The organism is Bradyrhizobium sp. CCBAU 21365 (assembly GCF_015291305.1).
Classification (GTDB): Bacteria; Pseudomonadota; Alphaproteobacteria; order Rhizobiales; family Xanthobacteraceae; genus Bradyrhizobium; species Bradyrhizobium elkanii.
Window position 1 is genome coordinate 5,450,069 of the sequence record NZ_CP030036.1, and the last position, 13,685, is coordinate 5,463,753.

The 13,685-nt window shown below is 64.3% G+C and carries 12 protein-coding genes; 3 read left to right on the top strand and 9 right to left on the bottom strand.

Annotated features, from left to right (window positions below):
• Positions 1-1,097 precede the first annotated feature (1,097 nt).
• The 8 genes from gatB to XI02_RS25530 all read right to left on the bottom strand — a co-directional run bounded on the left by gatB (position 1,098) and on the right by XI02_RS25530 (position 9,164).
• Entirely contained in the window at positions 1,098-2,585 is a 1,488-nt protein-coding gene (gene gatB, locus XI02_RS25495; protein WP_018271958.1) for an Asp-tRNA(Asn)/Glu-tRNA(Gln) amidotransferase subunit GatB, read from the bottom strand.
• 247 nt (positions 2,586-2,832) lie between these two features.
• Complete coding sequence (locus tag XI02_RS25500; RefSeq protein ID WP_016843984.1) at positions 2,833-4,194, bottom strand: patatin-like phospholipase family protein; 1,362 nt, start codon at positions 4,192-4,194, stop codon at positions 2,833-2,835.
• Positions 4,195-4,359: 165 nt separating this feature from the next.
• Complete coding sequence (locus tag XI02_RS25505; protein ID WP_018271959.1) at positions 4,360-4,641, bottom strand: hypothetical protein; 282 nt, start codon at positions 4,639-4,641, stop codon at positions 4,360-4,362.
• 3 nt (positions 4,642-4,644) lie between these two features.
• On the bottom strand, positions 4,645-6,120 hold the full coding sequence (gene gatA / locus XI02_RS25510) for an Asp-tRNA(Asn)/Glu-tRNA(Gln) amidotransferase subunit GatA (RefSeq protein ID WP_018271960.1): 1,476 nt from the start codon (positions 6,118-6,120) through the stop codon (positions 4,645-4,647).
• Complete coding sequence (locus tag XI02_RS25515; RefSeq protein WP_016843981.1) at positions 6,117-6,347, bottom strand: hypothetical protein; 231 nt, start codon at positions 6,345-6,347, stop codon at positions 6,117-6,119. The genes gatA and XI02_RS25515 overlap by 4 nt, the downstream gene beginning before the upstream one ends.
• 78 nt (positions 6,348-6,425) lie before the next feature.
• Positions 6,426-6,713: an Asp-tRNA(Asn)/Glu-tRNA(Gln) amidotransferase subunit GatC gene (gatC, locus tag XI02_RS25520; protein ID WP_016843980.1), complete on the bottom strand. Its 288-nt coding sequence runs from the start codon at positions 6,711-6,713 to the stop codon at positions 6,426-6,428.
• Between the two features lie 372 nt (positions 6,714-7,085).
• Entirely contained in the window at positions 7,086-8,165 is a 1,080-nt protein-coding gene (locus XI02_RS25525) for a nitronate monooxygenase family protein (protein WP_018271962.1), read from the bottom strand.
• A gap of 18 nt (positions 8,166-8,183) precedes the next feature.
• Entirely contained in the window at positions 8,184-9,164 is a 981-nt protein-coding gene (locus tag XI02_RS25530; RefSeq protein WP_018271963.1) for a nitronate monooxygenase family protein, read from the bottom strand.
• 118 nt (positions 9,165-9,282) lie between these two features.
• Between XI02_RS25530 and XI02_RS25535 the strand changes: the two genes are divergently transcribed.
• Positions 9,283-10,173 carry a LysR family transcriptional regulator gene (locus XI02_RS25535; protein WP_016843973.1) on the top strand — a complete coding sequence of 297 codons (891 nt, stop codon included), beginning with the start codon at positions 9,283-9,285 and terminating at the stop codon, positions 10,171-10,173.
• 268 nt (positions 10,174-10,441) lie between these two features.
• Here XI02_RS25535 and XI02_RS25540 read toward each other — a convergent pair whose 3' ends face one another.
• Positions 10,442-11,722 carry a serine hydrolase gene (locus XI02_RS25540; RefSeq protein WP_018271964.1) on the bottom strand — a complete coding sequence of 427 codons (1,281 nt, stop codon included), beginning with the start codon at positions 11,720-11,722 and terminating at the stop codon, positions 10,442-10,444.
• 532 nt (positions 11,723-12,254) lie between these two features.
• On the opposite strand from XI02_RS25540, the gene ruvX reads away from it, so the two are divergent.
• Together ruvX and XI02_RS25550 are read left to right on the top strand one after the other, a co-directional pair.
• Positions 12,255-12,737 (top strand): Holliday junction resolvase RuvX, encoded by a 483-nt coding sequence (gene ruvX, locus XI02_RS25545; RefSeq protein WP_018271965.1) that lies wholly within the window; start codon positions 12,255-12,257, stop codon positions 12,735-12,737.
• A gap of 2 nt (positions 12,738-12,739) precedes the next feature.
• The gene (locus XI02_RS25550; protein ID WP_018271966.1) at positions 12,740-13,666 is read left to right on the top strand and encodes an AEC family transporter; all 927 of its coding nucleotides are present in this window, start codon (positions 12,740-12,742) and stop codon (positions 13,664-13,666) included.
• Positions 13,667-13,685: the final 19 nt, after the last annotated feature.

Below are 13,685 nucleotides of genomic sequence, written 5' to 3' on the forward strand. Positions count from 1 at the left end.
CACAGACAAAAGCAACGCGAGGCCGTCAGGCCCAACGTCGATCCGGAACGGGGATGGGGAAAGTGGCTGCCGGGCGCGGACTGCGCGGGCCGCCGGAACGAGGGGGTCGGCGAACACGTCAGGACCAGATTTCAGCTCGGCATTCTCGCCGGTGAAATTGCGGAACCAAGCGGGCTCCGCACCGAACGAAGAAATCTCTGTTTCTTCTGCCGGACCGGTTTTGGGAAGGTTGCCCTCTCCGAAATTCGATCCAGCCGTTTGACCTGATGTCTCGCCGACACCCTCTTTCGTCAGCCAGAGCCTTGGGTGGATGTGCCTCTCAGCAGTCCGTCCGCTGGCTCTCGCGACGTGCCGGCGTCAAGCCGCCGACATTCCTCTCGAGGCGAGAGGCTTACTTCTTCTTGGCGACCTTGCGGGTCTTCTTCGCAGTCTTCTTCACTGCGCTCTTCGCCTTCTTCGCCTTCTTCGCCTTCTTTGCCTTCTTAGCCATGTTGCCCTCCAGTATGTGAGATGGCTCTACTTCGCTGCGTGCACTCGGGAATCGATATGCACTGCTTCCCGAATACACCAACAGACCGAAAAAAACAGTGTCCCGCTTAAGGAAGTGTTGACGCAGCGGTGGCAACGCGCACAGCGCGCGTCGCCGTTCAAATCGGCGATGCATTGGCGCGACGATGCAAGAAAGCCAACAGCCGCCGACATCGGCATTTGTCAACGTTGCAGGAAACGCTTGTATTGCAGGCCTTTCTTGAATTCGCATTCAAGCGATCGACGCGCGACCGTCATTGCGTTGAGTCGCGAGCGCCGACGAAAAGCGGCGCGTCGCCGACGCCGAGTCGTAATTTTTGGCAACGAAAAAATTTTCGTGGGTAAGACGGGTTTTGCCTCGTTTGAGGTCATCCGAACCGGATTTGCGAACGAATCGCGGTTTCGGCGATTCGGCGCCGATCACGCTGGTGCGACCGTGAACGGAGGGTGTGAGGCAGGATCACGCCGCGTTCACGCGCGCGCGACGACGCCGCAGGTGACGAAGGAGCATGCAAGGGAGCATGATCCGGTTCGATCATGCGCCAAGGACAACATCATTGTCCTGTTGTTCAGATGCCGAGCTTCGACTTCAAGAGGTCGTTGACCGCCTGCGGGTTCGCCTTGCCGCCCGACGACTTCATCACCTGACCGACGAACCAGCCGACCAGTTGCGGCTTCGCCTTCGCCTGCTCGACCTTGTCGGGATTGGCCGCGATGATGTCGTCGACCACCTTCTCGATCGCGCCGAGGTCGGTGACCTGCTTCATGCCGCGCGCCTCGACAAGCGCGCGCGGATCGCCGCCTTCCTGCCAGACGATCTCGAACAAGTCCTTGGCGATCTTACCGGAAATCGTTCCCTCTCCGATCAGGTCGACGATCGCGGCGAGTTGCTCCGCCGACACCGGCGAGGCTGCGATCTCGACGCCTTCCTTGTTGAGACGACCGAACAGTTCGTTGATCACCCAGTTGGCGGCGAGCTTGCCGTCGCGCGCCTTGTCGGCAAGACCCGACAGCACCGTCTCGTAGAACTCCGCGCTCTCGCGCTCGGCCACCAGCACGTTCGCATCATAAGGCGACAGGCCGAAGCCCGTAATAAAACGGGACTTCTTCTCGTCCGGCAGTTCCGGCAGCTGCGCCTTGAGATCGTCGACGAAGGCCTGGCTGAACTCGAGCGGCAACAGATCGGGATCGGGGAAGTAACGGTAGTCGTGCGCCTCTTCCTTGGAGCGCATCGATCGGGTCTCGCCCTTGTTCGGGTCGAACAGCCGGGTTTCCTGGTCGATCGAGCCGCCGTCCTCGATGATCTCGATCTGACGCCGTGCCTCGTACTCGATCGCCTGGCCGATGAAGTTGACCGAGTTCATGTTCTTGATTTCGCAGCGGGTGCCGAACGCGGTCTCGCCGTAGCGGCGCACCGAGACGTTGACGTCGGCGCGCAAATTGCCCTTCTCCATGTCGCCGTCGCAGGTGCCGAGGTAGCGCAGGATCGAGCGCAGCTTGGTGACGTAGGCCTTGGCCTGCTCGGCGTCGCGGATGTCGGGCTTGGAGACGATCTCCATCAGCGCGACGCCGCAACGGTTGAGGTCGACATAGGACATCGTCGGCGACTGATCGTGCAGCAACTTGCCGGCGTCCTGTTCCAGGTGCAGCCGCTCGATCCCGATCGTGACGCTGCGGCCGCCGTCGAGCTCGAGCGACACCTCGCCCTCGCCCACGATCGGCGACTTGTACTGGCTGATCTGGTAGCCCTGCGGCGAGTCCGGATAGAAATAGTTCTTGCGGTCGAACACCGAGCGCAGGTTGATCTTCGCATTCAGCCCGAGACCGGTGCGCACCGCCTGGCGGACGCACTCCTCGTTGATCACGGGCAACATGCCCGGCATCGCGGCATCGACCAGCGAGACATGGGAATTGGGGTCGCCGCCGAACGCGGTCGATGCGCCGGAGAACAACTTTGCGTTCGAGGTGACCTGGGCATGGATCTCCATGCCGATCACGACCTCCCAATCGCCGGTGGCGCTCTTGATCAGTTTGTGCGGGGCGGCAGATGCAGTCATGGATCTCGGTTTCCGGATAAAGGATATCTGGGATGGATTGGGCTTCGCGCAACCAATCGCGCCAGTCAAGCCGCCTTGCACCTATGGACCCCCTCATGGTGAGGAGCGCGGAACGCGCGTCTCGAACCATGAGGCCCCGCCGGCGACCTACATCCTTCGAGACGCTTGCTTCGCAAGCTCCTCCAGCGACAAAGGCGAAGCCTTTGCGCGGGGATGAGGATAGACGGTGTCGATGGGCGGCCGAAATCTAGAGCCCGCGCCGGAACTGCTGATAGGCCTTGCTCGAGCGCAGCGCGTCGGCGCCGCCCGCGATCAGCTGGTCGACCTGCTCCGGCGGCAGCGACAGCCGCGTCGGGATCGCGTTCAGGATGCCGGCGCGGTCCGGTCCGAGCCGGTCGAAGCCGAGCCGCTCGACATAGATCGCGACGTCACCGCATTTCCAGCCGGCGCCGACGCCGAGCCGGCTGCGCTCCGCCGCCGACAGCCCGCAGCGCCAGCGCTTCAGCTTGCCGGACCAGTCCTCGGCGAGCGCCGTGAAGGCGGCGTAGCTGGAGCGCACGCTGGCATCGATCGCGGTGTCGGCGGCTGCGGACACCAGTTCGACGCCGCTCGGCCCTTCGAGCGTCTGCACGAAGTCGCCGGAGATGCCGCGGCCGGCGTCGACCACCAGGAACAGGATGCGCTTCAGCTTGGCCGCCTGCCGTTCGTTCAGCGGCTCGTACGGACGCTGCGCGGCGAGCAAGCCGATGCTCAGCCCCGACAGGCCGTAATTGTCGACGAGGCCGCCATCGAGCAGCTTGACGTAGCGCATCGAGCCGTCGCGGTAATGCGCCTGGGCCTCCGCATAGGCGCGCAGCAACGGCTGGGCATTCGGATCGTTGCGCACCCGCTCGAGCCAGGCCGGCAGCGGCGCGGCGCAACCGCCGGGATAGGTTTGCAGCACGATCGGGGCGAATGCCAGCGGCACCGCGGCGGATGCCGCCACCGCTTCGGCGACACGATACGACCTGATGTCGCTGCACAAGGCATCGAACGATGTCTTGCCGAACACGAATGGCGTGCGGTTGTAGATATCCGACGCGTTGATCCAGACCCGCGGCCGGCGATCGTCGGCCAATGCCTCGAACCGCGCGCCGTCGAACAAATTCTGATCGAGCCAGTCGGTGAACTGGCTGTCGTTGACGCCGCCGCCGAGCGCGCGCCCGATATTGCCGAGCGAGATCCGGGTCTTCAGTCCCTCCTCGGCGTTGCGCAGCAGGAAGCGCTGGCGGAAATCGTCGAGCGCCGCGCGGCGCTTCAATCCGAAATAGGCGGCGGTGACCGATCCACCGGAGACGCCGGAGACGAAGTCGACGCGGTCGAGCAGCGTCTTGGTGCCCGCCGCGCTCGAACGCGTATGGTCAAGCTCCTCCAGCACGCCGAACGAAAACGCCGCCGCGCGGGTGCCGCCGCCGGAGAACGACAGCGCGAGCAGCAGATCATCTTCGTAGGCCGGAATGTCGCGGGCGCTGCTGTTGTCGGCGAGCGCGGCGCCGAGCGGCACATTGCCGGGCAGATTGTAGACGGAGGCGCAGCCGGCAAGGCCCGCCGCCACCACGGCCACCAGCATTGCCGACAGCCATCCCCCTATGCCCGACCCACGCACGAATACTCTCTTTTGCCGCTGGCCCCCGCCCGGTTCCATAAGCCTATCACGGCCAATCTGGGCGGCGGCATGGCGGCCGAAACAGGGTTAATGCTCGCGGTGCCTCCGCACCGGCGTCCTTTAGCCGCGCTACGCCAGCAGCGTGGCAACGATCCGCTCCCACTCGGCCTCGAGCGTGTCCTTTGCGACCGGCTGGCCGGCCTGGCGATACCAGTAGCCGGCATTGCCGAGATCGCCCTCGACGCGATGCAGATGGGCATGCACCCAGGCCGAGTTGGCGTCGCTCTCGTCCTGCACGATGCGGTGCGCCTGATCCCAATCGCCCTTCTTCGTCCACCACAACGCGGCGAGCGGCGGTGACAGCGCCGCATCAGGCGCGGTGTCAGCGAGACTGGCGCGGAAATCCGCCATCGCTCACCACCATTTGGGCGCCGTGAAGCGGCCCGCGGCCTGCTCGATCACCTCGCCGAGCGAGAACAGCGTCTCCTCGTCGAACGGGCGGCCGATCAGTTGCAGGCCGAGCGGCAGGCCTTGCGAGTCCTTGCCGGCGGGCACGGCGATGCCCGGCAGGCCCGCCATGTTCACGGTCACCGTGAAGATGTCGTTGAGATACATTTCGACCGGATCGGCGCCGCCCTTCTCGCCGATGCCGAACGCCGCCGACGGTGTCGCCGGCGTCAGGATCGCATTCACGCCCTTGGCGAAGCAGTCCTCGAAGTCCTTCTTGATCAGCGTCCGCACCTTCTGCGCACGCAGATAATAGGCGTCGTAGTAGCCGGCCGACAGCACATAGGTGCCGATCAGCACGCGGCGGCGCACTTCGGCGCCAAAACCATCGGCGCGGGTGTTCTCGTACATCTCGATGATGTTCCTGCCCGGTTCGCGCAGCCCGTAGCGCACGCCGTCATAGCGCGCGAGGTTCGACGAGGCCTCGGCCGGCGCCACGATGTAATAGGCCGGCAGCGCATATTTGGTGTGCGGCAGCGACACCTCGACGAGCTCGGCGCCGGCGGCCTTCAGCCACTGCGCGCCCTCGCTCCAGAGCTTTTCGATCTCGGCCGGCATTCCGTCGAGCCGATATTCCCTGGGGATGCCGATCTTCATGCCCTTCACGGACTTGCCGACCGCGGCCTCGTAATCCGGCACGGCGATGTCGACCGACGTGGTGTCCTTGGGATCGTGCCCCGCCATCGAGCGCATCAGGATCGCGGCATCGCGCGTCGAGCGCGCGATCGGGCCGGCCTGGTCGAGCGAGGACGCAAACGCGACGATGCCCCAGCGCGAGCAGCGGCCATAGGTCGGCTTGATGCCGACGGTTGCGGTGAACGCGGCGGGCTGGCGGATCGAGCCGCCGGTGTCGGTCGCGGTCGCGCCCATGCAGAGAGCCGCCGCCACCGCCGAAGCCGAGCCGCCGGACGAGCCGCCCGGCACCAGCGTGGTGTTGGAGCCCTCGCGCCGCCACGGGTTTGTGACCGGGCCGAAGCACGAGGTCTCGTTCGACGAGCCCATCGCGAACTCGTCATTGTTGAGTTTGCCGAGCAGCACCGCACCGTCGCGCCACAGCTGCGAAGTCACCGTCGACTCGTAGGGCGGAATGAAATTGCCGAGGATTTTCGAGCACGCGGTCGTCCTGATGTCGCGGGTCGCGAACAGGTCCTTGATGCCGAGCGGGATGCCGGCGAGAGGACCGCCCTCGCCTTTCGCAATTTTCGCGTCGGCGGCCTTGGCCATCTCGCGGGCGCGGTCGGGCGTCTCGAGCACATAGGCATTGAGCACGCGCGCGGCTTCGATCGCGGCGAGATGCGCATCGGTCAGTTCGCGAGCGGTGAAAGACTTGCTCGCCAGGCCCTCGCGGGCCTCGGCGATCGTCAGCGATGTCAAATCAGTCATTTATTGATCGGGCTGCAGAAGAACGGAGACAGGGTCTTGTCGTTGGCGGGGTCGTCCTGCCGGGCTTTGGCATTTTCCTTGGCTCGCTCGGCGTCGAGCGCCTCGAGATGGTCGAGCACGGCGTCCATCGCCGCGTTGGGATCGGCGACCTTCCCCTTGCGCTCCATGGCATCGAGGAAGTCCATATAGGCCTTGTAGGCCTTCTCATCGTCGCACAGCAGACACATTGGACTTTGTCGCTTTTGTTTGACGCGTTTTCTTCACGCGAACCGGTATCCACTTCGCTTGAAAATGCGATGCTTACGTTACTCGACCACCTTCGGCACCAGGAAGAAGTCGTTCACGGTGTCGGGCGCGTTGCGGACGATGACGTCGGCGATCTCGCCGTCATTGACCACGTCGGCGCGCTTCCTCATCTCCATCGGCGTCACCGAGGTCATCGGCTCGACACCGTCGATATTCACTTCCGACAGCTGCTCCACAAAGGCCAGCATCGCGTTCAGCTCGCCCTGGAGATGGGGAACTTCGGCGTCACTGACCGCGATCCGCGCCAGATGCGCGATGCGGCGGACGGTCGTGGCGTCTACGGACATTATATAGGGCCTCGGGGCTGAAAGGTCAGGCTGAAAGGTCAGCCTGCCGTATAGCAGAGGCCGGTTTTGCGCCGCAACCGCGTGAATTTGCCCGCCAACGGGGCTTTGGAGCCATCCGGCGACCGGGGAAGACATCCTGCCACGCATTTCGGCTGCGAAACGCATGACGAAACCACTTCGCGGCCGCCGCGAAGTGGTCCCGAAACATTCACGGCGCCTACTTGATCCAAACAAAAAGTTCGGAGCGCGTCATGTCAATGCTCAACGGCAGCCCCCGCCCGGAGGGCTGGGACCCCGCCCTGTGGTCGATCGGCACGGCGCTGGGGTTCGCGATCCTCTACGTGGCCTGCCTCGTCTGAAAGAGCTCGCGCGTCAGGCCTGAGACAGAGTCCCCATCCGCGCCAACGCGGCGCCGGCCAGCGCCCGGGTCAAGTCGGCCGCCGGCATTTCCTTGCCCATCCGCACTGCCTGCCCGGCCCACAGATTGGTGAAATCGACCTTGCCGAGCTTTTCGGCCGCCACCTTGAGCGGTCCGAGGGCGGTCGCGGCATGCGGGAACGCCGGCGCGTCGGGCGAGATCGGCCCGACCTCGCGCATCAGACGGTTGGCGACGCCGCGCGCCGGGCGGCCGGTCATCACATTGGTGATGACGGTCGATTCGTCGCTCGCCTGCGCCAGCATCACCCGCGCCGCCGGAATGACCTTGGACTCCGGGCAGCGCAAATAGGCGGTGCCGATCTGCACACCTGATGCGCCGAGCGCGAACGCCGCCGCGATCCCGCGCCCGTCAGCGATGCCGCCGGCTGCGATGACGGGCACCCTCACCGCATCGACCACCTGCGGCACCAGCGCGAAAGTGCCCGGCTGCTGGGCGATGTTCTCGGTCAGGAACATGCCGCGATGGCCGCCGGCCTCCGCACCCTGCGCGATGATGACATCGGCGCCGTTCTCCTCGAGCCAGATCGCCTCCTTGACCGTCGTCGCCGACGACAGGATGACGGCGCCGGTCGCCTTCACGCGCTCAAGCAGCTTCGGCTCCGGCAGGCCGAAATGGAAGCTGACGATCTCGGGCTTCAGCTCCTCGACAACAGCGCAGAACGCGGCATCGAACGGCGCGCGGTTCGCGGCATTGATTTGCGCGTTCGGGTCGAGCCCGTGCTCCCGATAATAGGGTGCGAGCCGCTGCCGCCAGATCGCTTCGCGCGCCGGATCGGCGTCGACCGCCTTGTGACAAAAGAAGTTCAGGTTGATCGGTGCCGAAACGCGCTGGCGGAAGATGTGGACCTGTTCGCGCGCCTTGTCCGGCGTGATCATCGCACACGGCAGCGAGGCGACGCCGCCGCCCTGTGCGACCGCAGTCGCAAGCTCCGCATCCATCACGCCCGCCATCGGCCCCAGCACGATCGGGAATTCAGTCTTGAAGAGGTCGATAATCCGGCGGTCCGGCCACATGGTGTGTCTCGCGCTTGTTCAGGTCAAAGAGGAAAGAGAGTTGCGCCGGCCCTGCAACGATTGCTCGGCCTCGGCGACGATACGGCCGACGATCTCGGCCGCCGGGACGATATCATGGATCAGGCCGACGGACTCGCCGGCAAACACCGCGGCGACATCGAAATTGGCCGCGGCCTTTGCGGCGGCATACTCCACCGCGACCTTGTCCGCACGCTGCATCAGCTCGATCTCGCGCCCGCTCCAGCGCCGCAGATGATCGTTGGCAAGCGAACGCGCGGTGAATGGCGCCGGCCACATCAGCTTGCGCGACCAGTCGAACACCACGCCGCGCACCGTCTCGCCGCTCCTTGCCGCGCAGATCAGCTGTTTGGCCTGCTCGGCCGCGTCGGCCTCGACGCTGGCGTAGAAGCGCGTTCCCATCAGCACGCCGGATGCGCCGAGCATCATCATCGCCGCGAGGCCCCGGCCGTCCGCGATGCCGCCGGCCGCGACGACAGGCACGCGCCTCGCCGCGAAATCGATGATCGCCGGCACGATGTCGAGCGTGGTGCGCGATGCGCCGTGACCGCCCGCCTCGGTGCCCTGCGCGATCAGGATATCGGCGCCGCAATCGAGCGCCTGCTGTGCCATCTCCTCGCTCTGCACCTGGCAGATCAGCAGCGCGCCTGCGGCCTTGATCTTCGGCGCGAATGGCGCGGGATCGCCGAATGACAGCATCACCGCGCGCGGCCTCGCCTCCAGCGCGATGTCGATCAGCTCGGGCTGCCTGGCGAGGCTCCAGGTGATGAAGCCGATGCCGAACGGCTTTGCAAACCCCTTCAGCTTCGCGGTCTCGGTCTGCAGCCGCGTCTTGTCGCCGTAGCCGCCGCCCAGAATGCCGAAGCCGCCGGCATCGCTGACCGCCTTGACCAGCCCGCTGCCGGCAATCGTGTCCATCGGCGCGAGCAGGATCGGATGCTCGATGCCCAGACGTGCCGTCAATTCGGTGCTGATCGGCATGCGCTTGCTCCCTGTTCTGGACTTGCTGTTCTGGACTTGCAGCCTAAGCGGGCCTAACATTCTCGGATAATGAATACTAGAGAACGCTACCATCTCTAAATCAGAACGGTGGTCCCAGATGGAATTGACCGACCTGCTCACCTTTTCCACGGTCGCCCGGCTCGGCGGCATCACCCGGGCCGCCGACGAGCTGAACACCGTGCAATCCAACGTCACCCAGCGCATCAAGGCGCTGGAGGCCGAGATCGGCACCGCACTGTTCGAGCGCCACAGCCGCGGCATGTCGCTGACCGGCGCCGGCCGCCGCCTGTTGCCCTATGCGCAGCGCATGGCGGCGCTGTCGCGCGAAGCCGTGCTCGCCGCGCGCGACGATGGCGAGCCGAAGGGTCCGCTGTCGATCGGCTCGATGGAAACCACGGCCGCGGTGCGGCTGCCGACGCTGCTCGCCGAGTTTCATCGCCGTTATCCGGCGGTGCGCCTGACTTTGCGTACCGCGCCGACCGCCGACCTCGTGGCCGCCGTGCTCGACGGCTCGCTCGACGGCGCCTTTGTCGCCGGTCCGATCGAGCATGCCGAACTGTCGGCGACATCAGCCTTCACCGAGGAACTGGTGCTGGTCACCGCGCAGCGCTGGAAATCGCTCGCCGCGTTGCGCGCCGGCACACCGGAGTCGGGCCCGACCGCGCTGGTGTTCCGCACCGGCTGCACTTACCGGCAGCGTCTGGAACAGGTGTTCACCGAGTTCGGCTGGCCGTCGGCCGTCCGCTTCGAGTTCGGCACGCTCGACGGCATGGTCGGCTGCGTCGCCGCCGACATGGGCGTCACCCTGCTGCCGCGCGCCGTCGTCGAGCGCGATCACGTCCAGCGCGACATCAACATCCACAAGCTCAACCCGCAGCATGCGCGTGTCGAGACGCTGTTCATCCAGCGCCGCACTGCGCATCAGTACAGCGCCTTGCAGGGACTGGCCGCGTGCCTTCCCGGCGACGAGCGGGTGATCGCCGCCTGACCGGCGGGGCAATCACAATTGGGGGATCGGCACGATCAGTGTCTCCAAAAACTCTTCATGCCCGGGCTGACTCTAACCGAGGCAGACATCTGTTGACCGTGGCGATTTGCCGCTCGTTCCCCGACCGGTCTTCACACAAAACAGAACTACTGCATGTCTCATTGAGGAGAGGATCCGTTGTCTCTGTGGACGAGCGCCTGGAAGGCGACGGGCGCCAGCCGCTCCGCTCGCAGCCGGCTGCGGTGGCGCGCTCTTGTTCGTTGGACCGCTAACTGATGTTTGCCTGCAGATGCCTTTCGACGATGCTTGGGATGTTCGTCGAGGCGATGGGTGAATTCACGAAGACAGCGATTAAAGTATCATTTGGCGCGAAGGTGACCGAACATTGTTGCGTTCGACTCATGCCATCTGACCAGTAACCGCTCTTCATGAAGCAGTCCTGTACGCCGTCCGAGAGCTGCCACTCCTTCGTGTCGTCAAGACCGAAGTTATAGCGAAGAGCTTGATGCGATGCGGACTTGCGAACAATCCCGTCACCGTCCCAATAAGCCGACATGATGCTAAGAATCTCATCGACAGAGAACCACCAGGCGTCGGTACCGGCACCTAACCAGGGGTCGGCCTTCCAGCCTGGCGCTCGAAGTGATGCGGAATAGGCTAGGCTGTCCTCGTCGGCGGGATGGATTTTTGCAGTGACGGAGGCGGGCCTCAGAATATTGCGGCTCACGTATTTGACGTAATCATCAACCGAGAGGGCGTCCCAAAGCGTATCATGTGCATCGGGGTCTTCTGGAACGCCAAACTCAGCATTAGGATCGATCATGCCTGACATGACTGCCATTGCGATCCGAAGACCGATGAAGTTGCCGTTATGATAACTCCACTGACCGAAATTTGCCGGATCGACGCCGCGTTCGACGTACTGTTTAAAATCGTAATAAGTATAGCCGTCGTTTAGTCCTCCATATTGGATCTGGCGAAAGCCTGAAGTCATGGTGAGCAGATGGCGGAGGGTGATCTGCCGCGAGGTCGGAGCAACCCGAAAATGGCGTGGCAGAAAGTTTGTTATCGAGGTGTCGACATCGATACCCTTGTCGAGCAGGAGCTTCGTAACCGCCATCGACGTAACAAGCTTGCTGACGCTGGCCACGTGCATTTTGATAGTCGTGTCCCAGTTCTTTGCATCTGAGTCAGGCGAAATCCTTGCTGACCCGCCATTTAGGGTGAAGACAGTTTGTCCGCGGCGACGCACGCGCATAGAGTACCCGGCGACGCCTAAACCGCTCAGAGCCGCGCTCATGTCGGCCTCGAAATTGCTATCGTTGACGGTACGCCGAGTCTTCGGATCGGTGTTAGCTCCGACGATCGGGAAGTCTGGTTCTTTGACGTTTGGCGGAGTGCTGACAATCGTCGCTGTATCGAACGTATCGCGCGCGTCTAGATATCGATCGATGCCTTCTGGCGTTAGATGATGCTTAGAGAGAAACTTTGAGGCTTGCGCTGATCGGAAGGTTTTCCTCAATTCAGAGGATTTGCGGTTCTCAATCATTTTCACTCCTGGAAAAATTATGTGCAAGACTGCGATTGCTTCAGCACATGACTTGAACTCATCGCGATCGCAGATCTGGAGTCATTCGAAAGTCTACTGCCGGCGAGAAATCCGCCTGCTTGAGACGCTGCTCCGATGCGGTAACGAGTGTCGGCTTGATCAGCATGATGCTCTCCGTTCAAAATCAAAAATAAAATGGCGCGCCGTGAAAGCCTTGCGAATTCACGTCAATGAAACGACCGGCCGAAACGGGTCGATTGCTGCCCCGGATCACAACTTGACGTAATATCGTAACAGAAATTCACGCGTATCATGTGACCTCCCTCACAAACTGAACCACAATCACAACGACAGTTTGTCACAACACGAACGTTTTGGGTGTATGCGGCCAAGCCGGTTGATGTGACCGTGACCCGAGCCGGTCGCCGACTTACGCGGGCCGCCCGCTCCCCGCGCTGTGGCGTTTTCGCATGGACGCCCGCCCGCCGCCGGGCTTTGCCTCGGCGCGCGGCCGCGTGCTAATCGCAAGGGCATGCCCGCCCCCATCCTTCCCCTGATCGAAGCTGCGCCGCACTGGCCCGAGCGCGGCGCGCTTGTCGGCCTCGACCTCGGCACCAAGACCATCGGGGTCGCCGCCTCCGATCCGGACCGGCGGCTGGCGACCGGCGTCGAGACCATCCAGCGCAAACAGTTCAAGGCCGACGCGGCGCGGCTGCTCGCGATCGCCGCCGAACGCAACGCCGTCGGCTTCGTGCTCGGGCTGCCGATCAACATGGACGGCAGCGAAGGCCCGCGCGCGCAATCGACCCGGGCATTTGCCCGCAACCTCGCCGGCCTCACCGCGCTTGCGATCGGGCTGTGGGACGAGCGGCTCTCGACCGCGGCGGTCGAGCGCGAGCTGATCGGGATGGACGTCAGCCGCGCCCGGCGCGCCGAGGTGATCGACGAGCACGCCGCGATCTTCATCCTGCAGGGTGCGCTGGACCGGCTCGCGAAGCTGCGCGGAGAGCGCTGACCATGGCCGTGGTGATCGCGGCGCTGCTGCCGGTGTTCCTCTTGATCGTGCTCGGCTTCGTCCTGAAGCGCACGCTGATGCCGCTCGATACGCAATGGCATGGGCTGGAGCGGCTGACCTATTACGTGCTGTTCCCGGTGCTCCTGGTGCAGACACTGGTGAAGGCCGACCTGATCAAGGTGCCGGTCGCGGGTGCCGGCGGCGCGCTGCTGCTCGCGGCGCTGGTGATGTCGCTGTTCTGTCTCGCGCTGCGCGGCCCGCTGGCCCGCGCCGGGGTCGACGGTCCCGCCTTCACCTCGATCTTCCAGGGCGCGACCCGCTGGCAGACCTATGTCGCGCTGTCGGTGTCGCGCAATCTCTATGGCAGCACAGGCCTTGCGCTGGCTTCGGTCGCGATGGTCGCGATCATCCCGCTGGTCAATGTGTTCAGCGTCGCCGTGCTGGCGAAATATGCCTCGTCCGAAAAGCGTTCGACCGGCGTCATCGTGACGACGGTCGTGAAGAACCCGCTGATCTGGGCCTGCGTCATCGGGCTCGTCATCAATGTCGCGCACGTCCCGCTGCCGCAGATCTGGCATGACGTCGCCGACGCGCTCGGCGGCTCGTCGCTGGCGATCGGCCTGCTCGTCACCGGGGCCGGGCTGCATCTGGAAGGCATCTTCCGGCTCAGCCTCGCCGCTAGTATCGCGCTGGTGCTGAAACTCGTGCTGATGCCCGTCTTGACCGTCGCGCTCGCGGTGGGGTTCGGCGTTGCCGGGTCCAATCTCGCCATCGTCGCAGCCTGCGCCGCGGTGCCGACCTCGCCGTCAGCCTATGTGCTGGCGCGCCAAATGGGCGGCGACGCGCCGCTGCTCGCCCAGATCATCACGCTGCAGACGATTCTGGCGGCGATCACGATGCCGATCGTGATCGCCGCGGTGGGGTCATAGAGGGCGTATCCGAGCGGCC

What these genes read in the sequence shown, in the direction of transcription:
- XI02_RS25500 (WP_016843984.1), bottom strand. Translation starts at nt 4,194, where the DNA reads ATGCTGGTGGCCGTGGTGGCGGCGGGCCTTGCCGGCTGCGCCTCCGTC.
- XI02_RS25535 (WP_016843973.1), top strand. Translation starts at nt 9,283, where the DNA reads ATGGAATTGACCGACCTGCTCACCTTTTCCACGGTCGCCCGGCTCGGC.
- XI02_RS25505 (WP_018271959.1), bottom strand. Translation starts at nt 4,641, where the DNA reads ATGGCGGATTTCCGCGCCAGTCTCGCTGACACCGCGCCTGATGCGGCG.
- gatB (WP_018271958.1), bottom strand. Translation starts at nt 2,585, where the DNA reads ATGACTGCATCTGCCGCCCCGCACAAACTGATCAAGAGCGCCACCGGC.
- ruvX (WP_018271965.1), top strand. Translation starts at nt 12,255, where the DNA reads ATGCCCGCCCCCATCCTTCCCCTGATCGAAGCTGCGCCGCACTGGCCC.
- XI02_RS25530 (WP_018271963.1), bottom strand. Translation starts at nt 9,164, where the DNA reads ATGCCGATCAGCACCGAATTGACGGCACGTCTGGGCATCGAGCATCCG.
- gatC (WP_016843980.1), bottom strand. Translation starts at nt 6,713, where the DNA reads ATGTCCGTAGACGCCACGACCGTCCGCCGCATCGCGCATCTGGCGCGG.
- XI02_RS25540 (WP_018271964.1), bottom strand. Translation starts at nt 11,722, where the DNA reads ATGATTGAGAACCGCAAATCCTCTGAATTGAGGAAAACCTTCCGATCA.
- XI02_RS25525 (WP_018271962.1), bottom strand. Translation starts at nt 8,165, where the DNA reads ATGTGGCCGGACCGCCGGATTATCGACCTCTTCAAGACTGAATTCCCG.
- gatA (WP_018271960.1), bottom strand. Translation starts at nt 6,120, where the DNA reads ATGACTGATTTGACATCGCTGACGATCGCCGAGGCCCGCGAGGGCCTG.
- XI02_RS25515 (WP_016843981.1), bottom strand. Translation starts at nt 6,347, where the DNA reads ATGTGTCTGCTGTGCGACGATGAGAAGGCCTACAAGGCCTATATGGAC.
- XI02_RS25550 (WP_018271966.1), top strand. Translation starts at nt 12,740, where the DNA reads ATGGCCGTGGTGATCGCGGCGCTGCTGCCGGTGTTCCTCTTGATCGTG.